The sequence below is a fragment of the Hymenobacter daecheongensis DSM 21074 genome, from assembly GCF_900141805.1.
GTDB classification, from domain to species: Bacteria; Bacteroidota; Bacteroidia; order Cytophagales; family Hymenobacteraceae; genus Hymenobacter; species Hymenobacter daecheongensis.
Genome location: NZ_FQYN01000006.1, coordinates 216,686 through 239,877, shown reverse-complemented (window position 1 = coordinate 239,877; position 23,192 = coordinate 216,686). Strand labels below are relative to the sequence as shown.

The window sequence follows — 23,192 nt, the reverse complement described above, 5'->3', positions numbered from 1 at the left end:
TCCGCAAATGCCTAATCTGACCTATTTATCTAAAAACTTTAAGTCTCCCTATACGGGCAGAAACTTCGTTGGTCGTAACACCCTACCTGTATCCTGGGGTAAGCTCATGCACGCAGCCATTACAGTAGGTAAGGCAGACGCTACCTACTTAAATAAACATGGTGTCTTATCTCGATATGAGCGCAAGATGCGCATGTACATGGTCAAGGTCAATCTCATAGAGACGGTGGCGACGAAATCGACTCCTGCCCAGTTTCAGCATAGCGAAGTTTACAAAAGCCTTGACCCTAGTGAGAAGACGGCCTTATCTTATTTTATGGGCCTAACAATGGCCAAGCTACTGGCTAGCCATTTTCTAAACATACCATGGTTGCAGCATTTCGATGGTTACGCAACACCATTAAAGGGAACGCGGCCTGACCTGCTAGGTATGAATAGTAAGCGGGGTTTTGTAATCATGGAGGCCAAAGGCCGTACCGGCGCGGCCACCAAAGCCCTTATGAAAAAGGCAAAGGATCAAACCGCCGTGCCGCCTTTTATACATAGCCCCGGTGGTGGTATGCATCCGATTATAGCTCGGGTAGCCAGTGCTTCCTACGCCAACAAAGCAGGTGTTTTAGCTGCTCGGTGGGAAGACCCCGAAGAAGCAGACCTCAATGCCCGTAGCTCGGTGATTGAGCCATTAGAATTTCTGCACCAATACTACGAGCCCATCCGCACGCTTATTGACTTTGAAGCCCCTGGAACGGAAGAGAAAGAATATGAGGGCTATACGTTTACTACACGCTTTTTTCCTGAAGTAGATGTAACCGTCGGCTTGCTGAATAAACCCTTGGAGTTTTACCTGGACGATTCGCCCCATTCCGCCGATTCAGCCTGGTATATAACTTTCACCCGTAACCGGAGATTAAAAGGTCTTCTAAATGATACAAGCGATACTGGCCGTGATCTATTTTTCGGTGCCGATGGTGTGCTTGTTGCACTGGGTCCATCGTGGAACTCAGAGAATATGCAAAGGGAGCCCAGTCAGCGCGATTCCATCTAATACCTGCTAAACCTATTTTACTCATCCTTCCAACATCTAAAAGTGCACGTCCTGAAGCTGCATTTCCGTCAGGAATGCATTACGAAGGAGCTAGTTTGCGCTATCAATTATCTGCTTGAGCAGCAATTTTGGGCTAAGAGCACGCCCGAAGTGCAGTTGGGCATATTTGATATTCGCCGCTTCTAATATTTGACTGCCGTTGCCAACCACGATTACCAACACCTTCTGGAAGCCGAAGCAGAAATGTTCCGCCGCTACTGGGATAAACCCTAATTTCTCACAGCTATGATTTACGGAGACCAAAAAGACCGCGACTTTCTAAAACGTTACATTGAATCACTTATTGGTGCCATCAATGCAATAGGTGCACCCCATGCTGGCCGACAACTGCCTATTCCAATAATCGAGAAAACATACTTGGACCTCTTTCGTCGGTTAAAGGCTAGTCTCATGGGCATTCTTGCCCAACTCGGTTATTGGCCAGAGTATGGCGAAATGAAAGTACCTATCTCGTTGCTATTTCGCTCTTGCGTTACAGATGTTCTGCTACTCTTATTCTTGAAGAGTCTAGAACAGCACGAACCCACTTTCGAGAATGAATTACATGTGCTTGATACTCCATACATCAAGTTCGTGAAAGGCTTGCTAGATGCAGACCAACTCACAACGACTGAAGATGCGAAGCAACAAGCATTAAGTAAGCTGTATGCAGATGCAGCTTACTTAATTGAAGAAACCTCTCCTGCCTTAAAATTCAAGAAGAGTGAAGTTCTTCGACATGGTAGTGACGAAGAATTATTGAAAAAAGGAGGAAGGACTTTTTCAAGCACACTTACTACTGAATCACAGTATACTTATCTGAATAAACTGCCGGAATTCAGCTCTTTGTCTCATCTTTATTGGTTATACAAGCACTTTTCCCAGCATGAGCACTACTCTCACGCTGGTAGTGTGATCATTAACTTACCGCAATGGTTTGAGTGCTTGCAATGGTATAAAGCCCTTTATGGATGTTTCAGAGCTGTACAACTAACCAGCAGCAGAATTGGAGCGGAAAAGGTGCTTATAGAAGACTTGACCATCAACATGGGGCATCTGCATGCTCGCTTGTTAGAACATCAGGAAGACTTGGCAGCTGCTAGCAAGCAGGAATAACTAATAGGATCCAAGAGTATGCCAGCCTCCGCTACCCCCAACCTGCGCGAAGACCACGCCTCCCAGCTCCCCGCCCTGCTATGGCTGCAGAAGCTTGGCTATACATACCTCCCCCCCGCACATGCCCTGGTCGCCCGCGGCGGACGGACCGATAATGTCCTCCTCGAAACGGTGCTGCGCGCCCAGCTTGCCCGCCTCAACGCCGTGCGCCACCGCGGCCAGCAGCAGCCCTTTTCCGACGATAACCTTTCAGCCGCCATCCAGGCCCTACGCGACCTGCCCGGGCCCCTGGGCTTTGGCTCCGCCACCCACGCTGCCTACGACCTACTCACCCTTGGCAAGAGCTTCGAGCAGGTGGTCGACGGTGACCGAAAAAGCTTCTCCCTGCGCTACATCGATTGGCAGCAGCCCGCAAACAATGTCTTCCATGTCACCAGCGAGTTTTCGGTGCAGCGCTCCGGCCTACCCGATACCTACCGCCCCGACGTGGTGCTTTTCGTCAACGGCATCCCCCTGGCCGTGCTCGAGTGCAAGCGTGCCGCTACTGGCCTGCTCGACCAGGCCATTTCCCAGCACTTGCGCCAGCAAACCGAAGACGGCATTCGCCCGCTCTACATCTGGTCGCAGTTGCTACTCGTGGCCGACGGTGACCAGGCCCGCTACGCCACCACCGCCACCCCCACCGAGTTCTGGGCTGTCTGGCGCGAGCAGCACTCCAACCCCGAGGCCCAAGCTGCTTGGGAGCAGCAGCTTCTGACCCTCAAAAACCAGCCCCTGCGCCCTGAGCAGGAAGCTGCCCTCTTCAGCGGTGACTTTACCTACGCCCAGGGCTACTTCCGCCAACTCCAGGCTGCTCCTCAACTGCCCACCGGCCAAGACCGCGCCCTCTGGAGCCTATGCCAGCCACAACGCTTGCTCGACCTGGCTTTCCATTTTGTGCTTTACGAGGACGGCCTCAAGAAAATAGCCCGCTACCAGCAGTTCTTCGGCGTGCGCGCTACTCTAGAACGGGTGCAGCAGCGCGACTCAGACGGCCGCCGCCTCGGCGGCGTGCTCTGGCACACCCAGGGCTCCGGCAAGTCGCTCACCATGGTCATGCTGGCCCAGCTGCTTGCCACCGACTCACGTCTTCCCGGGTCCCGCATCCTGCTAGTAACCGACCGCACCGACCTCGACGAACAGATTGAAGGCACTTTCATCAAATGCGGCAAGCTGCCCAAGCGCGCGCGTTCGGGCAAGCATCTACGCCAACTCCTGCACGACCCGCGTGCTGAAGTCATCACTACGCTCATCAACAAGTTCGACAAAGCTGTCAAGCATCTCGACGTACCCCTCGACGACGATAACATCTTCGTGCTTGTCGACGAAGGCCACCGCTCTCAGTACGGTTCCCTGCACACACGCATGCGTCAGGTGCTACCCAAAGCATGCTTCCTAGCCTTCACCGGCACGCCTCTGCTCAAGCGTGAGAAAAGCACCGCCGCCCGCTTCGGCGGCCTCATCGACCCGTACTATACCATCCGCCAGGCCGTCGAAGACAAAGCCGTGGTACCGCTGCTCTACGAAGGCCGCCACGCCGCCCAAACCGTCAATGCCCGTCCCCTCGACCGATTTTTTGATGTCGTCACCGAGCCCCTCACCGACTACCAGCGTGCTGACCTTAAGCACAAGGTCAGTCGTGCCCAACCCTTGAACGAAGCTGAGCAGAAAATTCAGGAAATAGCTCTCGACATCAGCCAGCACTTTAGCGCCACTTGGGCCGGTACCGGCCTCAAAGGCCAGCTCGTCACCGGTTCCAAAAAAGCGGCTCTCAATTACAAAGCAGCCCTCGACATGCTGGGCCAGGTATCATCCGAAGTCCTCATCTCCGGCCCTGACGAGCGTGAGGGGACCGATGATGCCTACGCCACCGAGTCCACCGACCCGATTGTGCGGTTCTGGAAGCGCATGATGGACCTGCACGGCTCGCCCGAGCAATACCAGAAAAATGTCATCAATGCCTTCAAGTACCAGGACAAGCCTGAAATAATCATCGTCGTCGATAAGCTGCTTACTGGCTTCGATGCCCCCCGCAACACTGTCCTCTACCTCACCCGCGGTTTGCGCGAACACACCTTGCTCCAAGCCATTGCCCGCGTAAACCGCGTGCACCCTGGCAAGGACTTCGGCTACATCATCGACTACTACGGCAACCTCCAGCAGCTCGATTCGGCCCTGAACACCTATTCCAGTCTCGACGGCTTCGACGAAGCCGACCTAGCCGACACGCTTGCCCATGTGCGCGGTCAGGTTGATGACCTGCCCCAGCGCCACGCAGCACTGTGGGACCTATTTCGCGCCGTCCCCAACCGCTACGATGCCGAAGCTTACCAACAGTTATTGGCTGATGCAGCCGTCCGCCATGATTTCTACGAGAAGGTTTCCGTCTATGCGCGCCTGCTGCGCCTGGCTCTCTCCACTCTGGAATTCACGCAGCGCAACCCGCCGGCCAAAGTCGAGCAGTACCGCCACGATGGCGCTTTTTTCCTCAAGCTGCGCGAACAAGCCAAGCAGCGCTACGCCGACACCGTTGATTACAAACAGTACGAAGCGCAGGTGCAGAAGCTCATCGACACGCACATCAGCACCGAGGAAATTATTCGCCTCACCCAGCTGGTCAATATCTTCGATGAACAGCACTTTGCCGAAGTAGTGGCCGAAGCTGGCACGCCCGCCGCCAAAGCCGATACCATTGCGCACCGGACCGCCCGCACCATCACCGAAAAGATGGACGAAGACCCGACCCTTTTCCGCCGCCTGTCCGAGCTTATCGAGGAAACCATTGCCGACTACCGCGCCCGACGCATCTCTGAGGCTGAGTACCTGCAGCGGGCCAGCGACCTGCAGCAACAGGTGCTGCGCCACCGCACCGCCCCCGATACCCCCGCCGCCCTTCAGGGCCGCCCCGCTGCCCAGGCCTTCTACGGTCTAACCGAAGAAGCCCTGCGCCCGACCACCGGCCTGGAGGCGGCCCCGCTACGCCAAGTAGCCATTCACGCCGGCCTTCATCTCGACGACCTGCTCCGCAGCCACCTGCTCGACCAGGACCGCCCCATCGTCGACTGGCCCAACAAAGACTCACTCGTCAACGCTGCCCGCCTCGCCCTCGACGACTACCTCTTCGACCTGAACGAACGCGAAAAGCTCGGCCTGTCCCTCGAAGCCATCGACCGCCTCCTCGACCAGGTATTCGCTGTCGCCCGCCGCCAGTACGCATGAGTGTTACCGCTTCTTCCATCACTTATGGCAGCCATGAACTGGCCTTCACGGTAGAGGTACGCCCACGCCGCACCCTGAGCATCTCCGTGCACCCCGACCAGCGCGTGCACGTCCTCTCGCCGCCCGATATTCCCCTGGCCCAGATTCAGACCCGCGTCACCCGCCGCGCTGCCTGGATTCTGCGCCAGCAGGCCTACTTCCAGCAGTTCCGCCCCTCCACGCCGGCCCGACGCTACGTCAGCGGCGAAACCCACCTCTACCTTGGCCGCCAGTACCGCCTCCGCCTCGAAGAAGCCCCCAAGTCCCAGGTCAAGCTCATCCGCGGCCGCTTAGTGGTGAACACGCCCCGCCCGGAAGAAGCCGACCACACTGCCCAGCTGCTACGCCAGTGGTACCAGCAGCACGCCGCCGAGCAGTTCCAGGCCGTGCTGCAGCAGTGCCTGCCGCTGCTCAGCGAGTACCAGTTCCCTATGCCCACTCTCCACCAGCGCTACCTTCAAAAGCGCTGGGGCAGCTGCAGCCCCGCCGGCCGCATCACCCTCAATACGGACCTCATCCGAGCCGACAAAAGCTCCATTGCTTACGTCATCCTGCATGAGCTCTGCCACCTCATCGAGCCCAACCATTCCCGCCGCTTCTACCGCCTCCTCACTAAAATCCTGCCCGACTGGGAACGCCGCAAGGAGAAGCTGGAGAAAGCCTTAAGCTAATGCCCTTACTTTACCCATTCATATTACACTGACCTTTTCCCCAATGCTTGAGTCTCTGGCGCACATCGCTACTATTCTGGGTGCCGTTGGGCTTTTGCTTGCGCTGCTGACCTGGCAGGGCTCCCGCAATAGCTTTCATCACGCCGTTATTACGAGTTGCACCACTCGGTTTCAGAAGCTAAGTCCCAAGCTTGGCCAGCTTCCGCTCAAGACCAAAACAGTGCAACAATATTTGGAGCTCTGCAACGAGGAGCTTTTCTACTTCGAAAGCGACTTTTTGCCCCAACCCATCATCGACGAATGGCTCGACGGCATGCTCAGCTTTATATCCCTCCGCCGTGTAAGTGATGAGTCTCTTTTTGAGCTCCCACAAGCTCCTCCGCAACTGGCCCCCGACCTTTCGCCGCCTTTGCCTGCCGAACAGTATCTACTTCTGAATAACTTCCCCAGGCTTTATTACGCCTTCCGGCTGTCTCCGCAAGCCGAGAAAACCATCCTCAGCGTCCAGCGACAGCATGGTCCTGATGCTGCCCGGGCCCAAATGGTATTGACGGTCATTGACAATCTACATTATTATAAGGGGCAGCCCTTTCTCAAACACTTACACCGCACCCGCGCTGAAGCTTGGTAGCAATACCTAGAACCGTCAAGTAATTCCTTTCGCCAATTTCTGCCTCTGCCATGTTGCGCCGTATTGATGCTACCACGTTGCAACAGCTGAAAACGCTGTTAGCTGACGACCAGATTGATGTAGCTCCAATAGTAGTTCAATACGAAAACTATACCGTCCGGAACAAAACCACTGCCCCCGAATCGCCTCTTCGATTTCGTTGGTGGCACGACAATCAGACCGAGCTGCTGCTGTTTGACCTTACTACTTGGGCTACGCAGGAAAGTCAGAAATTCCCGGACACCTACCTGACCCTGGGTACCGATAAAATACCCCGCATTGTGGGGTTTCCGCTCTACTGGCTGCCGCAGGATGACGAATTTGTGTACCTGAGCTTCAAGTTGGGCACCAATGAAGGCGGTAAAAACCGCTGGTTTGGCCGCGCCCGCGCTGCCGATGAGCCTCGTAGCCCTGACCGCACCAATCAATTAGCTGCCGATCTGCGTCAAGCATTAAAGCAAGCTTTCCCCGGCCCTCTGTTAGCCAATCCCTCCCTTTCCGGCGATTGGCAATCCTTGGCCAAGCTCCCCCTGGCTCAGCTTCGCGCTAGTACTAGTGCTAAGCAGAAATCAGCGCTGAAAACCCTCATTCTACAGCAGTTGCTACAGGCATTCATCATTGCTGAAAAGCTCCGTGCTGATTCCTTTATTACGCCTGATGCAGCAAAAACCCTGAACCAAACCCCTCTTTCTCAACCCGATTATTCTTCAATGACTACCCCCCGAAATCAGCTACTCTACGGTCCCCCCGGCACGGGCAAAACCTACCACACCGCTGTGCGCGCCCTGGGCATCCTCGCCGGCAAAACCGATCAGCAGATTACGGCCGACTACAGCCGTGAGCAGATTCGGGAAGAGCTCGACAAATACTGCGCAACTGGCCAACTCGAGTTCGTCACCTTTCACCAAGCCTTCAGCTATGAAGACTTTGTCGAAGGTATCAAACCCGTCATCAACGAAGAGGATGAGGAGGACGAAAACACCCGGAATCTGAAGTATGTAATTGAGCGTGGCATATTCAAGACGTTAGCTGAGCGTGGTGCTTATGCTCTATACTTGCAGCTGCGACAGCGGCTGATTGCTGCTACACCCGTTTCCGCAGCCGCGCCCCCGGATTTCGACGCTGTTTTTGATAGCCTGGAAAAGCAGTGGCAGCAGCAGCTTGCTGGTAGCGAAGAAGTAGTAGTCAAAACGCAGCAGGGAGTAGAGCTGGTCCTGCAAAATATCAGCGCCCACGGAACTACGTATTTCAAGTACCGCACCAGTACTTCCGATAACCTCCCCCAGGTAACGCGCAAGGGATTGCGTAAAATCAACGACGATAATCCTTATCAGTCTGTTTCCTCCGATGCTGAGCCTGTATATAGCGTGACGTATGGTCGCGACCGGAGTGTATATCGTGCTGTTTTCCGGGAGTTCCGCAAGCTGGAAGCGCAGATGAGAGCCAACGCTCCCCACCAGGCGCCCACTGGTCCCGCTATTTCTGAAATGCTCCTGCGGGCAGTAGCCGACCCAGAGATTGCCGCTGAAAATATTCAGGGATTCGATTACAAATCCCTTACACCTGATGACTTGAAGCTTGCGCCGCGTTTCGTCCTCATTATTGATGAAATCAACCGGGGCAACGTCGCTAACATCTTTGGAGAGTTGATAACGTTGCTTGAAAAGGACAAGCGAGCTGGCCAGCCCGAGATGCTTAGCGTGCAGCTTCCTTACTCCAAATCCTCTTTCGTAGTGCCGGATAACGTGTACCTCCTTGGTACAATGAATACGGCTGACCGGTCCGTCGAAGCCCTAGATACTGCCCTCCGCCGCCGCTTTAGCTTCACCGAAATGCGGCCCGACGCTGACGTAATTCGCAAGCAGGTGGGCACTAACGGAATTCTCGGTACCGGTATTGAAGCCATCAACGTAGCCGAGATACTGGAGGTGCTCAATAGCCGGTTGGAGCAGTTGCTCGACCACGACCACTGCCTCGGTCACGCGCTACTACTCGATGCACAGTCGCTTGAATCCCTGCAAACTTCCTTCGAGCATGGCATCATCCCGCTGCTACAGGAATACTTCTTCGCCGACTGGGGTAAAATAGGTTTGGTGCTCGGTCCTAAATTCGTTGAGGTAATCAAACCCAATTCCCCCGGACGCCGCAAGCTGGCTACTTTCCCTGGCTATGACGCTCATGGCATGGGCGAACGGCCTATCTACAAGCTCATCTCGCCTGATGCTTGGACTGCTGCCACTTTCCAAAGCATTTACGCCTAGGTGCCATGGCTCACATTCTGCGCGTACTCGAACATAGCACCCTCACTGTGGGCGATACGCAGGGAGAAGGGGAGGAGCAAGCTGAATTTCTCATCGAACACTGGGAGAAGCTGTTACGCTACCACGACACCGGCAGCGGCCGACGGTATTACGACATTCGTCATCGTGCCGTCCGCTTCAAGCACTATGTTGGAGTGTTGCAGGCCGGCAGCCTCACCATCGAAGTGCTGCCTAAAGTCGATGCGGTACCCGGTGCCAGTAACCCCCGCGATGAGCCCTTCGACCGTTGGCGCCGCCTGCTACTCCATCTGCTGGCGGAAGCCGGTTTACTGCCCGTCGACTCATTCAATACGGCCTTATTGCGGGAGCGGGAAAACACCCTGCTCGACCTGTACCTGGATTTATTCTTAACGGAAGTGGAGGCACTACTACGCCGGGGCCTCATCAAGCGCTACCGGCAGCACGAAGGGCAGGTAAAAGCGTTGCGCGGAACCTTGCTTTTCGGCCAGCACATCGCCCGCAACGTGGTGCACCAAGAGCGGTTTTATACCCGTCACCAGACCTACGACCGCAACCATCTTGCCCACAGTCTACTGCAACAGGCCCTTCTGCTAATACCCTCCGTCACTACCACCGCCTCCCTGCGTGGCCGCGCCACCCGTGCCCTGGTATCCTGGCCCGATGTTACCCCAGTACGCCCTACGGCTGCGCACTTTGCCCGGCTACGCACTAGGAACAGCCGCCAGACTGCTCCCTATCGCTCCGCACTAGGTATTGCCCGCCTGTTATTGCTACGCCTCAGCCCCAATGTACTGCATGGCTCCGACGAACTCATTTCCTTGTTCTTCAACATGAACCGGGTATGGGAGAGCTACCTATTACGCACCCTGCAGCGTCTTTTGCCTCCTGACTGGACCGCCACCAAGCCGCCACTGGCCACATTCTGGCAAGCCAGCTCCTACCAAAGCCAGATGCAGCCTGACCTCCTCCTTACCCATCCAACGCGCACCCCAATCGTGCTCGATGCAAAGTGGAAGCGCCCCCCTCCTGGCCAGCCTAATCCCAACGACCTCCGCCAGCTATTTGCTTATGCCCAGCAATATCGCGCCAACCATACACGCCTTCTATATCCACAAGCCGCGAACGACGTTCCGTTGAGAGGAGAGTTCGAAATCCCGCTTCATTCAAGTGGAGATCCCATTCAGTGTGGGATATCATACATCCGGGTCGGAGGGATGTCCTCCGGATTAGGCACATCCGACGTTGACAGTTCTGGCTACTTGCATTGCTCAATAGGTGCAGAGTTGCCCTATTGGCTTGAACAGTAAAAATGTATGAGTTTAGGTGGTGCAATCGAGTTAGGCAGATCATTTGACCTGTCGCTTCCGCTCTACATCTCGAATCCTATTGTTCCTTACACCTTTAAAAGGTTGAAGCGACATACTTGGCCACTGTGCTAGGCGAGATACCAAGGGCGCGCGCAATAGCACCTTTCGATTTTCCTTCAGCTTTCAATGCTTGCGCTAGCGCAATGACCGCCGGACTTTTCGTTGGGGCACCAAGTTGGACGCCTGCCGCCTTCTTCTTTGCTAAAGATGCCTTCGTGTTTTCCGAAATCTTAATCAAGTCCTGAGCGGCAATAGTAGCCAGCATCGAGACAATCACATCTCCAAACGGACCCAAACTGTCAAGATAAGGCTCAGTAAAGGATTTGTAGTTGACCCCATGATCGCGCAGTTCCTTAAGGTACTTAAGTGTTGGAAGCGCTCCCTCCCGACTGAAGCGGTCTAAGCGCCAGAATACGACCAAGTCAAATTTCATTTGGTAGGCCTCAAGCAAAAGCTGCTTGAACTCCGAGCGATCGGGCTTGCCGCCCGATATCTCTTCGGTGAACACCTTATATATAGTGCCATGCCGTTCAGCGAAATCGCGGAGCTGGTGCAGTTGGTTTTCCGGGTCCTGACCTTTGTCACGGGTTGACACTCTGGCGTAGATGGCTACTCTCATGTTAGAATTTACCCTCCAATAAAGGGTGCGCCAAAAGGGTCTTAAAAATCTGCGTTTCTAAACTAGCAAGGGCCATCCCCAAACCCTCCAGAATACGACCGTTTTTTGGAGGGGTGAGAGAGGTTAACCTTTAATAATTCCTAGTCAACTGAATAGGCTTCGCACAAAAGCTACTTTATGAATCAATATTGCCTTGGCCCGAGAGTGGGTCAATAGGCATAGGTATTTCTATTGACGCCAATGGGGGCAATTGAATCTCTTCTAGTTTAGAAGCAGGCAGAGCATGCTGAACAGGCTTAGGGTCACCTGCTATCGGGAATGGAGTGTTGAGTGCTTTCCAAGCTTCCTCATTGGTGACACCAAGTTTGGTGAGCATTGTAAGCGTACCTCGACCTAATCTCCTGGTATTATTTGCTTGGTCAACTACCAATTGCTGTACCAACTTGGTCAGGTGTTCTACTTGCTTAACCAGTCCCTGGGTCACAACGAAATATTCTGTAGTCTGGCTGACTGCATTAGCGGCCAGCGCACCAGTCGCAGAAGCCAATGCCATCTCGGTAAAAGAGTTCGAACTCTTACGGAGTTCATTGCCGGGCCTTTGAAGTTTTGTGCGCTTGCCTAAGGTGCCTTCCCGTTTTTTCTTGCAATATGTCGTGCGGCAGCTAGCTGAACAGAATCGCTGAGTACCACGCTTGCGGGGTACAAAATCACCATGGCAATAGTCACAGCTTTGCGTAAATGTTGGTTTCAATCTGGCCATTTGCGTTAGCTTTTAATGGATAAATAACTTACAAGGTGATTTCGTAGCTAGGTGGCCCTAGTGCTCGTATCACTGCTGCAACCTCGCGAGGGAGCAGCAGTTTGCTTCGGCCAAAATTCAGCCCTACACTATGTAGGCGTCTTCGAAAAGTGCCCTTTCCCCAGCCATAAGGCCGCGCTAGTTCTGATTTTAGCATGGTGCGAGCGATAAAAGTATGGCCCCGCCAGTCATGAGGCATTGCGTGCGCAGCAATCTCCTTTAGCAGAATTCCTATTGGCTCTCCATCGTGAGGAATGCGCCGAGTGTCAAAAAAGTCATCCATTTCCCAAAGGTCGAAGGAGGTCGAAAATTAAATTTAGGATTATGGCACCTGAGCCAAGACGCCGGTAAGGCAGCGAAGCCAGCCGGGGCCCCGAACGGTTAGTTGCCATAGAGGTCCTTCAGTACACCCCGCGACATATTACAGCCCACGATGATTTCCCCAATGCCGCCGTTGCGGTGCTTGACAATGTCGATTAGCAGGGTGCCTTTGGTAGACGCGCCGTCGGCGTATTGGCTAATATTGTAGTACTCACCCCGCCAGAGAAACACCACCATATCGGCATCCTGCTCGATGGAACCCGATTCACGAAGGTCCGAGAGTTGTGGTCGCTTCTCTCCGCCCCGGGTCTCAACTGCCCGCGACAACTGCGAGAGAGCCAGCACCGGCACATTAAGTTCTTTAGCCAGCTCTTTAAGCCCGCGGGTAATACTGCCAATTTCCTGCTCACGGTTGCCCTTGACGTCCCCACGCATAAGCTGGAGATAGTCAATAGCTATTAAGCCCAACGGCTGCTCTGCGTGCAGGCGAGTGCATTTGGCCCGCAACTGATAAATTGAGAGTCCTGGGGTATCGTCGATAAGTAGACGGTCACCGTGAGTCTTGAGACGCAGAGCCTTCTGGCGCAAATGGTCTACTTCTTCCCGGCCACCGGGCAGGTCCGCTGTGCGCAGGTCGGCATTGGAGTAACCAGGTACTTCGCCTGCGACCAAGCGCTGTACCAACTGGGCCGTAGGCATCTCCAGCGAGAAGATGGCCGTGCGCAGGTTGTTGTCGAGGCTAGCGGAGCGGGCCATATGGAGCATTGCCGCCGTTTTGCCCATTCCGGGCCGTGCCGCTAGGATGACTAGGTCACTCGGCTGCCACCCGCCGGTTGCTTGGTTGAGGGCCTGCAGGCCGGTGGGTACACCCGTCAGTCCAAGCTTGCCTACAGCATCGGCTAAGGTGGCAAACACGCCGTCGAAGGCATCGGCTACCGACCGTGCAGGGCGGTGGTCAAAGGTGCGGTGCAGACTGATGAGCTGGCTCTGTGCATCTGCCAGCAAGACCAGCGGGTCGCGGCTCTCGTCGTAGCCCTTCGCCTGCATAGATTTTCCGGCGTCGATGACAACTCGACGAGCCAAGTGCTCCAGCAAAATGCGGCAGTGGCCATCTACGTGAACACTTGAATTTATGCATGCGGTTAGGCCAGCAATGAATGCCGGCCCGCCCGCCCGTTCCAAGGTGCCGTGCGCCCGCAGCTGATGCACCACCGTCAGCAGGTCGGCGGGCTTGTGGTCCTCGGCCAACGCGAGCAGCGCCCGGTAGACAAACTGGTGGGCCGGTTTGTAAAACGCTTCCAGCGGGAGCATGCTTAACACCAAGTGGTGAGACGGTGCTTCTAAAATGGCAGCTCCGAGCACGGCTGCTTCAATTTTCAGGGCCTGAGGCGGCAAGTACCCCAATTCAGGACGGGCGGGTTGGCGCATAGCGTTGTGGTGTAAAGGTGAGGAATGAATCAGCGGAAAGTTTTGGGGGTACTGGAGATGCTTACACTGGCCCGCGTGGGTACCGGCGACGCGCCGTTCAGCGGTTTAGGTGTTCGCTCTTTGGCCTTGGCCACCCAATCGCACTCACACCAAGTTCCCGAATAAGGCGGCATTTGTCCGTCGTGGCCGGTGTACTTGTCTTGGTTGTGTGGCGTTAGGCCCGAATTGCCGAAATAGCTCTTGAAGCCAGCAAACTGCTCTCGCAGGTAATCCAGCTTGCCCAACGCCGCCTGCTCCAAGGCGAAACGGGTGAGCTTCGTCCAGCTGCGCTCGTTGTGCTCTTGGCTCACATGCCAGAGGGCTGCCATTTCGGGCACGAAAGCCAGCGCTTTGTCGGAGGCATCGGGTGCACCCACTCCCTCCGATGGGGTAGGGACAGCATCTATTTTGCTTGCAGGGCACGCAGCAAAATCTTCGGAAAAATCCGCACCTGCCTCCGCGTTTTTTTTGTTTTTGTCTTCTTGTTCTAGAACAGGTTTATGTCTTCTCCTTATAGAGTCCGGAGTTTCTCCGGCTAATGCAAGGGGTAATCCGACTAATTGTCCGGAATTATTCCGGCTGATGTGGGGGGCAATTGACTCGGATTTGTCGGAGTTAATCCGGCTGACACCTTCGTGTTGCCCGGAGTTTTTCCGGACAATCGGGCTCAGGCTCCAAATAGGTGCTTTCGACTTGGAGCCTTCTCGGTAGTACAGTAGGCCTCGCTGTTCAAGCACTTTCCGGGCCGCCGCCAGGGGTTTGTCGGTGATGCCTAGGTCAGCCTCTACCTGCTTGCTCCAGCGTGGGTACTCAGTCGGCCAGAATACGCCGTTGAGTCCCGCATTGAAGCGGTTCAGCCAATAGAAATACAGCAAGGTTACGTTGCCGCTGAAACGCTCCACTGCATAGAGTTGCCAAAAGTGATTTTGTAGTTTGTGGAAGTTCATTTTAGCAGGCTATATGGGGGCAAGCCCCTGCGTTTATTCTTCCGACGTTATTAGTGAGAAACGGGAGCGTCACCGAGAAATTCGCGCACTGCTAATTCACTTACCCGCATATTCTTCTGGCCTGCGCAGGTGTAGCGCAGCTTGCCATCGCGTAGAAGCTGATAGGCGGTACGCTCCGAAATATTCAGGCGCACAGTAAGTAGTCCCTGATGGGGGCGGCTGGGGTCAGGGTCTCCGCTTACCACATAAACAGTCGAAAGGGCTGCCTGCTCGGCAGCAGCAGCCAGACGCGCAGCCTGTTCGTGCTCCAGCAGCCGCGTGGTGATAACTGGGTCCTCGAAGGAGAAGGTGCCGGTGGGTAGATTGAAGCGTACCATCGGATTAATCAGCAGGCGTGAGAGTGGCTATGGTTTGAGCCGCTTCGAGCGCGCCGCTTTCCTTGGCCATGCGTATGGCTTCTTGCACAGCAGGATGTCCAGGATTGCCACGCCGGAGCGCGGCACTAGTGGCTCCTACAGATAGGCCGAGCCTCTTCGCTATTGTTCCCACTCCACCATAAGGGAGCATCCGACTAAGTATTGTGGTATTTGTCCCCATTTTCCTACATTTGTTTATTGTGTTCTGCAATACGACAAATGTATACGCAATTGTTTGAAATTTCTAAACAATTGTTTGACAAATGTAAAAAATTGTGTAGTAAATGATGGAAGCATTGCCTGAAGACACTGTAAATGCAAGGATTAACGAGCTTGTTAATTTTTTTAGCCAGGGCAATAAATCTGCTTTCGCTAAGGCAATTGGGATTAGTAATCAAAGCCTAGGCGAGATTGTTGGCAGACGTCAAAGTGCACCATCCTTTGCAGCACTTCAAAAGATATTCGTTGCTTTCCCACAAGTGCGGATGCAATGGCTCATATTGGGGCATGGCCAGATGCTTGAAAAGGAAAAGCCTTTGCGTCCTACTTCTGGAGGTACTCGAAAAAAGAAGGATTTTATGCACCTTCTAACGAGACCTACGGATGCGTCTCTTGCAGATTGGGGCGCTTCTTACGTTGATCGGATGAATAGCAGTCAGAGCATACATAACAACCCTGCCTCTGTTTATTCAGTTGCCGACAAATCTCTGAATGCACATGAGCGAGCGCTACTATCAGAACGTCTTGCAGTCTCTGAAAAAGAGGCGGAGCGACTTGTACTTAGTGGAGAGATAAAGTCGAAGCGCATTAGTGACGAAGAAGGGTTTAGAGTTACCGAACAATGGGTTCTAGACTTCATGACAGGCCCCTCTATAGAATAGTACATACCTCATGGAGCTTATCTTTCGTCAGCGGCTAGACCGTCCTGACAAAGCAGGTCGGGCCAACATTTTCGGGGATCTACACTGGGCCGGCGGCCACCGGTGGAAAATGCCCACAGGCGTTAAGGTGCTGCCCGCCCACTGGCAACCCACCAAAGCCAAGCGCATTCATACCAGCGCACCCGACGCTAACCAGCTTAATCTGCGACTTACCCGGCTGCTGGCCGCCATACAGGGTGTATTTCTGGCCGCTGAAGCAGCTGGTAAAGCCGAGGCTGACGTAACGCAGGGCGACATTGAGGAAGCTATTCACAGCGTGGGTGCAGGCGGGCAGCGCCGCAAAGTCGTACCGGTACCAGAGATATCCGGCCCTTCCCCACTCACTCCTAACGCCACTTGGCCTGAGTTTTCTGAGCGATGGCAAGCTGAGAATAAGCAATTGCTCAGCGAGAGCTACCTACGTGGAGCCAATCAGGTGGTAGCCGCCTTAGCAGAGTTTGACCCCAAGTTGCGGCTGGCAACACTCACCCGTGAGCAGTTGGCTAAGTACACTGCCTGGCTTTACGCGCAGGGCAAACGCGACTCGACAGTGCAGCGGCACTACAAGTTTTTTCGAGACTGCCTGCGCCTGGTAGACCAAGCCGTGCCCCGGTGGCTCAGCAAGCTTACCGTGCGCTACGGCCGCTCCCCAGCGCTTCGAACGTCAGAGGTGCAGGCTCTATTTGCTGTGGCGGTGGAAGATGATTTAGCAGAGGAGCGTGATGCCTTCCTGCTCCAAATGCTACTGCTACTGCGCGACGTGGACTTGCGCGCCGTACGTCCCCACCATGTTACGCCTCACGATTTGCCCGGTTACGGTCCAACGCTGTGCATGGAGCTGTTTCAAGAGAAAACCGGCGAGCCAGTGCTGATTCCCTTGCCGCCAGCGGCAGCCACCATCTGGCAGCGCTATGGTGGCCAGCTTCCATTAGCTAGCCAGCAGGAGCGCAACCGCCGGCTCAAGTACCTCGGGCGGGCAGCCGGCCTAACCCGCGAATTTGTGGAGGTGGGCTTTTCAGGCAAGACGCGCACCGAAGAAGTGCGGCCAATGTATGAGGTGCTCTCAACGCACACAGCACGCCACACCGGCGCAGCTCTCCTGGTGCTGGGAAGCGAGGGTGATCAAACCCTGAAAGAAATTGCACTGGGGCACGTCTCGGCCAGTGTATACGGTTATGACACGCTGGAGCGTTATGGCCCGCAGCTGCTCCAGGCATGGGAGCGCGTACTGCCGGCGGCGGTCCCCACTGTCGGGTCGACCAGACAAGAGATACCGTACCGGGGGCTAAAACAAAATCTGCCCCCGGTTTTTAGGAATATCCTTTCCTAATCATGCCGAATAGTAACAGAAAGCATCGGTCAAAAGTGGCTGAGCAGCCACAGAAGCGGCATATTGTGGCAAGGACTGGCAAACGACTGGCCCCAGGAGGGAGCGCCTCGAGTGAAGAATGCCCGCCCTAACCGGCGGGCATTCTTCGTTTCCGGGCTATAGCGCCGAACGGCCTCACCAAAGTACGTCAGCTCAACCTTTTGGCGCGAGTGGCAGTATCAGCAAAATCTTGCTTTTACAGAATCTCTCCTTTCCACCCTCTCGCCTTCCTGCCATGAAACGCTTTCAGTCATTTTTCGCTCTGTGCCTGGTTTTGCTCACTTTCTCTCTTAGCAGTTGTGAGCTGGCCGGGGATATTTTCAAAGCCGGTGCCTGGACGGCGGTTATCGGTATCGTTTTGGTGGTGCTGTTGGTTGGCTTCATTATTCGTAAAATGAGGGGCTAAGCTCGTGTTTGCTTCCATCATAAGAAAAGCGGCCTACTGTATAGTAGGCCGCTTTTCTTATGATGGAAGCAGAGTAACAACCCCGCTATTGCTTCAGCACTCGGAGCGTGACCGGGCCGGCCGGCGTGCTGAGGCGCACGATGTAGAGGCCGGCGGGCTGCTGGCTCAGGTCGAGCGGCGTTTGGGTGCTGCCGGCGGCTACCGACTGCCGGATGGCCAGGACATGCTGGCCCAGCGTGTTTACCACGCTGCCGTGCAGATAGGTTGGCACGCTGAAGCTGGTGCGGATTTCGTAGCGGCCAGAACCCGGATTGGGGGTGATGCTGACGGCGGCCTGCTCGGTACCGGCCACGACGCTAACGGGCGAGAAAGATTCGGTGCCGTCATAATCTACTTGGCGGAGGCGGTAGTAGGCCACGGTGGTAGCGGGCTGCTCATCTACGAACAGATAAGCGTGCGCCTGGGTACTGGAGCCCGCGCCTGCTACCCGGCCAATCTGCTTGAAGCCCTGCGCGTTGGTAAGGCTGCGCTCGACGGTGAAATAAGCGTTATTCATCTCTGAAGCGGTACTCCAGCGGCAGCTTACGGTGCGACCCGAGCGCTGAGCGCCGAAGCTCACTAACTCGACCGGCAGGACCCCGCCGCTCTGAGAAGTGACACCGAATGGGGAAAATTTCTTGACCCCGCTCCTTTTAGCCGACTTCTTCTTCGAGTTTTTGTTGCTCCCCGGGCCCGGCAACCGGTCCCAGCCGCTGCCGGTGGTGTAGTGGTCCAGGTAGGCATTGGAGACATCGAAGCCGGTGGCTTCGTCTTTGCCCTTCCACAGAGTTTGCAGAGTGATGTCGGAGTTGCCGATGACTTCCTCGCTGATGAACCAGGTTTTTTTCACAACGCCGGCCGTGACGGGCGTTATGCCGTTTTCGTTGGCATCGTAGCTGCGGTATACGCCATTGGCTACCCGCACCTTGTAGGTGTCTTCGGAATTGGCCGCGCTCTGCGAAAGGATGACGGGCGTGTAGTCGGCCGTATCGGCCGCTACGGCCACTGGAAAGCTCACTTCCTGCCCATCGTCGGATACGGTTTGCCGCAGGCCGCCTTTGCCATTGGTGACAAACAAAGCGGAGCCAGCCAGGGTGCGAATCCGGCCGTTTTTCAGAATGGTCAGGTCGTAATCGTTGAGGGCCAGCGTGGCCAGACCGGTGCTGGTGAAAGCAACATCGCTGCTGATCAGCACCGGCCCGGCCACAGTTTTGGCGCCGATGCCGCTGAGCTTCAGAATACCGTAGCTGCCGGCATTCACGGTTTGCACGGCGGTGGCCGAGCTGTTGAGGTACTCCACTACGCTTTTGGCATTTAGCGTGCCCAGCGTGAGCGTATTCTGCGCTTTGGCGATGCGCAGCCGGGAGCCGGAGGCTACATCGATAGAGGCCGAGATGTTGTCATTGCTGCCCACGTAAAGCACGGCGGGCTCAGTGGCGGTGCCCAGCACCAGCTTGGAGTTGGCTCCCGTGATGGCCCAGGCCGCCGTGGCCCGGCTGGCCAGCGAATCGGTGCCGCGCAGGTAGAATACTGTGTTATCCAGGGCGAAGCTGGCGGGCGCGGTGCCGCCGCCGTTGGTGTTGGTGCCCCAATTACTCCGGTCGCTCAGGTCGCCGGTGGCTTTCGAGTAGAAAATATTGGTTTCGGGCGTGATGATGATGTCGTCTACGCTCAGGCCGTTGCCATTGCTGGACGAGTTGAAGACGTAGGACCAGCGCACCATAATCTCTTCGCCGGGTGCCAGTATTACACTGTTGCCGTTGCCGCCCAGCAGCTTGGCCTGCACCACGCGGCGGTTGGTGGCGGCGTTGCCGTCGCGCGGGGTGATGGCCGTGCTAGTGGAGGGGGCGGCCACATCCAGCGCCGTGATTGGGGTCCAGGTGCCGCTGGTGAGCTGCGTGATGGCACTGCTGGAGCGCTGATAATGCACGCGCATGGTAGCCTGCTGGGTGTTGCTGGAGTTGTACCACTGCTCCATGGCATACTTTATTTCCAGGTTTTTGATGGGCACGCTGGAGCTGTTTTTCAACCGGACTCCAATGTAACCCACGCCGGCCGCTATGGAGGTGGAGGCAATACCGCCCAGCGCGCGGTCGGTGCTGCCGGTAGTGCCGAAGTGATACCAGGCCGCGCCATGCGGCGTGCCGTCGGCATCTACCGTGGCGGCACTAGCAGTTCCTTCGCGGCCATCATCTGGCGTTAGCTTAGCTGCCGTGCCCAAGCGCTGATACGATTCCAACTCCTGCCCGCCAAAACTATCGAGCGTGAAGCGGGCGTACACACCGGGCAGCGTAGTATTGCTGTAGAAATAAGCATTGGAGCCGGCAAGTCCGTTGAAGTTCTGGCTGTAGGGCCCCAGCCCGGCCGAGGTGCCGGAAGCCACGTTCTTGAATTCATACTGAGCCTGTGCTGCGCTATGCACGCCAAACAGACCTATCACCGCCAGAAACAGCTTGGTAAAACGTGTTTTCATAGGATCCAGATAGAGTTGACAAGAAGACCCAAGCGCAGCTTCAGCGCAATGCGGAAGCATAACGACTTTGAATCAAAATTATACTATTATCTATTTAATAAGCAATATACATCTGCATAATATATAGTCTATATGAAAATAATTATGACAAAAACCATTAACATGACATCATTTTATCATCATAGTTATATTCATTTCATAGCAGAATAACCTCACAAAAACAGTTTTAAACATAGATTCGGGCCTATATAAACGACAAAAAGCCTGACCCATAACAGGTCAGGCTCTGAAGATGATACGGGTGGCGGGGTTAGCTTTTTGCCGGCTTGTCGGGCATGGTGCCGATGATGTGGTCCCAGAGCGTGCTGGATACGCCGAAAGCAATTTCATCTTGCCGGTAATGATGCTGGGCGTGGTGATGCCACCACACTTTCAGGAAGTTTTTGGGTGGCGCGTAGGCATGAATGGCGTAGTGCACGAACAGGTAGAGCGCATAGCCAAAAGTGAAGCCGGCCAGCACGCCAAAGGCATGGCTGCCAAATATAAACCGGAAGATGAAAAACAGCAGCGAGGCGACAAACACGGTGATGATAGGCGGCATGGCCAGTCGCGTCTTATCCTTCGGAAACTCGTGGTGTACGCCGTGCATGGTGTACTGAAACTTGACGCGCTTGGGTGTGGTAGCCGGAATATGATAGAGGTAGCGGTGCATGGCGTACTCCACGAACGTGAACAGGAACCAGCCCGCCAGAAACAGGCCGAAGGCCGAAGCGCCGCCGATAAAGTCGTTTTTCAGGCCATAATACAGGCTGACCAGAGCCGTTAGCAGAAAAATGGAAACCGGCAGCGCAATATGCGTATGCGACAGCCGCTCCAGAACGGGGTTTTTGAACAGAACGGCTGAACCTTTGTGCTTAGGCTTGACCAGCGCAGGCTCTTTTGCCGGCGTTGGGTACATATCGGTGGCAGCAGCGGAAGCGGAATTCATGGGAATACACGGGCTGATTAGGGAGCAAAAGTACGCAGCACCGCGCAAATGCTGCGCCAAAGACCAACTGATGCCTCTGTCAGGCGCTAGCCTGGTAGGTGGCGAGCAGGTGCAGAACTGCTTCCACGGTGCAGGTGGGCGCGGCGCAACGGAGCGGGGCTCGGTCGTAAAACCGCTGGCGGGCGGCTAAGGTTTCGTGCAGCCGGGCCTCCAGCGCGGCCACGTCGGAGAGCTGGGCCAGCAGCGGGCGGGCGGCGGCCGACTCGTGCAGACGGCGCACCAGCTCGGGCAGGGGTACGGCCAGATACAGCGTTAGGCCGGTTTCGAGCAGCAGCTCCAGGTTGTGGTGGAAGCAGGGCGTGCCGCCGCCGGTGGCCAACACCAGGCGCGGCTGCCGCTCCACCAATTCGCGCAGCACTTCCGCCTCGCGGCAGCGAAAATAGACTTCGCCTTCGGTCTGAAACACCTCCGCCACGCTCCGGCCCTCCTGCCGGACTATCTCCTCATCCAGATCGAAGAAGGGCAGTTCCAGCGCCGTGGCCAGGGCGCGGCCCAGCGTAGTTTTGCCCGCCCCAGGCATTCCGATTAGGTAAAGACGCATTGTTTGATTTGCTGATGTGCTGATTTTTTGATGTGTTGACGTAAGCAGTATGGACAACACAGATGCGTTCGTATTTCAACGATTGAAGCTATTTAGAAAGTCTTCAATACTAACCCGAACGTCATGCTGAGCTTGTCGAAGCATCTCTCTACCGCTTCGCCTGATTAGTATTGCAACGAAGCGGTAGAGATGCTTCGACAAGCTCAGCATGACGGGCAATAAACTTTCCAAACGGCTTCATTATCAGCACATCAACTGAGTTTTACCCGCGGGTCCAGTACGGCGTAGAGCACGTCTACTACGATATTGACGACCACGAAGAGGAAGGCAATGAATATGGTGGCCCCCATTACGATGGGGAAATCCAGGCTTTGAACGGCCTGCAGCGTTACGGTGCCCAAGCCTTTCCAGTTGAAAATGTACTCGATGAAGAATGCGCCGGCCATAAGCGAGGCCAGCCAGCCCGATACGGCCGTAATGACCGGGTTCAGCGCATTTTTCAGCGCGTGGCCCATCACCGTTTGGTAGCCGGAAAGGCCCTTGGCGCGGGCCGTGCGGATGTAGTCCTGGCTGAGCACGTCGAGCATGGAGCTGCGCGTGAGCTGGGTGATGACGGCCAGCGGCCGGATGCCCAGCGCGAAGGCCGGCAGCACCAGGTTGCGCAGCACCAGGTGGCGGCCGGTGAAGGGGTCGGTTTCGTAGAGCTGGCCGGTGAGGTTCAGGCCGGTCCAGTGGCTCCAGTAGAAGCCGAACGTCATGGCAATGAGGATACCGGCCACGAAGGAAGGCACCGAAATGCCCAGCACGGAAGTCGTAATCAGGGCGCGGTCGAGCCAGGAATGGGGTTTCAGCGCGGCTACTACGCCGAACCCGATGCCCAGCACCGCCGCCAGCAGCATGGCAGCCAGCGCCAGCCAGAGCGTGCCCGTGAAGTGGTCGAGCAGGATGCTGAGCACGTCTTTATTGCTCTGGAAAGAGCGGCGCAGGTACGGCGTTTTCAGCACCAGGGATTTTTCCCCCAGTGGTAGCAGGGCCACGCCGCCGTATTTGGCCACGCCGGCCGAGTCGCGCGGGTGCAGGCCTAGCGGCGATACGTCGTTCAGGTAGCCAGCCAGCTGCACGGGCACAGGCTGGTCGAGGCCGAGGTCGGCGGCAATGGCGGCGCGGGTGGCGGCATCGGAGCGTTGGCCAGCCAGCAGCGCCACCGGGTCGCCGGGCAGCACCGTGAACAGGAAGAACACCGTGAGAGCCACGCCCAGCAGCACCAATACACCTTGCGCCAGGCGCCGCAGCAGGAAGAAAATCATGGGGAGAGGGGATTTTAGCAGAACGTCATACCG

At 55.8% G+C, this 23,192-nt stretch carries 19 protein-coding genes; 10 read left to right on the top strand and 9 right to left on the bottom strand.

Annotated features, from left to right (window positions below):
• Positions 1-7 precede the first annotated feature (7 nt).
• The 7 genes from BUB62_RS13155 (at position 8) to BUB62_RS13125 (ending at position 10,427) form a co-directional block, all read left to right on the top strand.
• On the top strand, positions 8-1,045 hold the full coding sequence (locus BUB62_RS13155; protein ID WP_143164160.1) for a hypothetical protein: 1,038 nt from the start codon (positions 8-10) through the stop codon (positions 1,043-1,045).
• A 285-nt stretch (positions 1,046-1,330) separates the two neighbouring features.
• Positions 1,331-2,200, top strand: coding sequence for a hypothetical protein (locus BUB62_RS13150; protein WP_073110753.1), 870 nt, complete (start codon positions 1,331-1,333; stop codon positions 2,198-2,200).
• 18 nt (positions 2,201-2,218) lie between these two features.
• Positions 2,219-5,458, top strand: a complete 3,240-nt coding sequence (locus tag BUB62_RS13145) for a type I restriction endonuclease subunit R (protein WP_073110751.1) — start codon at positions 2,219-2,221, stop codon at positions 5,456-5,458.
• Positions 5,455-6,168, top strand: a complete 714-nt coding sequence (locus tag BUB62_RS13140) for a M48 family metallopeptidase (RefSeq protein WP_073110749.1) — start codon at positions 5,455-5,457, stop codon at positions 6,166-6,168. Before BUB62_RS13145 ends, BUB62_RS13140 begins: the two co-directional genes overlap by 4 nt.
• A 43-nt stretch (positions 6,169-6,211) precedes the next feature.
• Positions 6,212-6,799 (top strand): hypothetical protein, encoded by a 588-nt coding sequence (locus BUB62_RS13135; RefSeq protein WP_073110747.1) that lies wholly within the window; start codon positions 6,212-6,214, stop codon positions 6,797-6,799.
• A gap of 50 nt (positions 6,800-6,849) precedes the next feature.
• A complete protein-coding gene (locus BUB62_RS13130; RefSeq protein ID WP_073110745.1) occupies positions 6,850-9,099 on the top strand; it encodes an McrB family protein in 2,250 nt (749 codons plus the stop codon).
• A gap of 5 nt (positions 9,100-9,104) precedes the next feature.
• Positions 9,105-10,427 carry an McrC family protein gene (locus BUB62_RS13125; RefSeq protein WP_073110743.1) on the top strand — a complete coding sequence of 441 codons (1,323 nt, stop codon included), beginning with the start codon at positions 9,105-9,107 and terminating at the stop codon, positions 10,425-10,427.
• 94 nt (positions 10,428-10,521) lie between these two features.
• Here BUB62_RS13125 and BUB62_RS13120 read toward each other — a convergent pair whose 3' ends face one another.
• From BUB62_RS13120 to BUB62_RS13105, 5 genes are all read right to left on the bottom strand, one after another.
• Positions 10,522-11,106, bottom strand: coding sequence for a recombinase family protein (locus BUB62_RS13120; RefSeq protein ID WP_073110741.1), 585 nt, complete (start codon positions 11,104-11,106; stop codon positions 10,522-10,524).
• Positions 11,107-11,281: 175 nt separating this feature from the next.
• Positions 11,282-11,866 (bottom strand): eL24 family ribosomal protein, encoded by a 585-nt coding sequence (locus BUB62_RS19070; RefSeq protein ID WP_143164159.1) that lies wholly within the window; start codon positions 11,864-11,866, stop codon positions 11,282-11,284.
• A gap of 420 nt (positions 11,867-12,286) precedes the next feature.
• On the bottom strand, positions 12,287-13,654 hold the full coding sequence (gene dnaB, locus BUB62_RS13115; protein ID WP_073110739.1) for a replicative DNA helicase: 1,368 nt from the start codon (positions 13,652-13,654) through the stop codon (positions 12,287-12,289).
• A gap of 29 nt (positions 13,655-13,683) precedes the next feature.
• A complete protein-coding gene (locus tag BUB62_RS13110; protein ID WP_073110736.1) occupies positions 13,684-14,640 on the bottom strand; it encodes a hypothetical protein in 957 nt (318 codons plus the stop codon).
• Positions 14,641-14,690: 50 nt separating this feature from the next.
• Positions 14,691-15,017, bottom strand: a complete 327-nt coding sequence (locus BUB62_RS13105) for a helix-turn-helix domain-containing protein (RefSeq protein ID WP_073110734.1) — start codon at positions 15,015-15,017, stop codon at positions 14,691-14,693.
• A gap of 323 nt (positions 15,018-15,340) precedes the next feature.
• Between BUB62_RS13105 and BUB62_RS19065 the strand changes: the two genes are divergently transcribed.
• From BUB62_RS19065 to BUB62_RS19425, 3 genes are all read left to right on the top strand, one after another.
• The gene (locus BUB62_RS19065) at positions 15,341-15,937 is read left to right on the top strand and encodes a hypothetical protein (RefSeq protein ID WP_143164158.1); all 597 of its coding nucleotides are present in this window, start codon (positions 15,341-15,343) and stop codon (positions 15,935-15,937) included.
• A 10-nt stretch (positions 15,938-15,947) separates the two neighbouring features.
• Positions 15,948-17,306 (top strand): site-specific integrase, encoded by a 1,359-nt coding sequence (locus BUB62_RS13100; protein WP_073110732.1) that lies wholly within the window; start codon positions 15,948-15,950, stop codon positions 17,304-17,306.
• A 274-nt stretch (positions 17,307-17,580) separates the two neighbouring features.
• Positions 17,581-17,751: a hypothetical protein gene (locus BUB62_RS19425; protein WP_200799929.1), complete on the top strand. Its 171-nt coding sequence runs from the start codon at positions 17,581-17,583 to the stop codon at positions 17,749-17,751.
• 85 nt (positions 17,752-17,836) lie between these two features.
• On the opposite strand, the gene BUB62_RS13095 is transcribed toward BUB62_RS19425, so the two are convergent.
• From BUB62_RS13095 to BUB62_RS13080, 4 genes are all read right to left on the bottom strand, one after another.
• Complete coding sequence (locus tag BUB62_RS13095; protein ID WP_073110730.1) at positions 17,837-20,263, bottom strand: T9SS type A sorting domain-containing protein; 2,427 nt, start codon at positions 20,261-20,263, stop codon at positions 17,837-17,839.
• A 310-nt stretch (positions 20,264-20,573) separates the two neighbouring features.
• Positions 20,574-21,251 carry a sterol desaturase family protein gene (locus BUB62_RS13090; protein WP_084539058.1) on the bottom strand — a complete coding sequence of 226 codons (678 nt, stop codon included), beginning with the start codon at positions 21,249-21,251 and terminating at the stop codon, positions 20,574-20,576.
• 79 nt (positions 21,252-21,330) lie between these two features.
• Entirely contained in the window at positions 21,331-21,852 is a 522-nt protein-coding gene (locus tag BUB62_RS13085) for a shikimate kinase (RefSeq protein WP_084539057.1), read from the bottom strand.
• Between the two features lie 251 nt (positions 21,853-22,103).
• Entirely contained in the window at positions 22,104-23,159 is a 1,056-nt protein-coding gene (locus BUB62_RS13080; protein WP_073110727.1) for an ABC transporter permease, read from the bottom strand.
• Positions 23,160-23,192 lie beyond the last annotated feature (33 nt).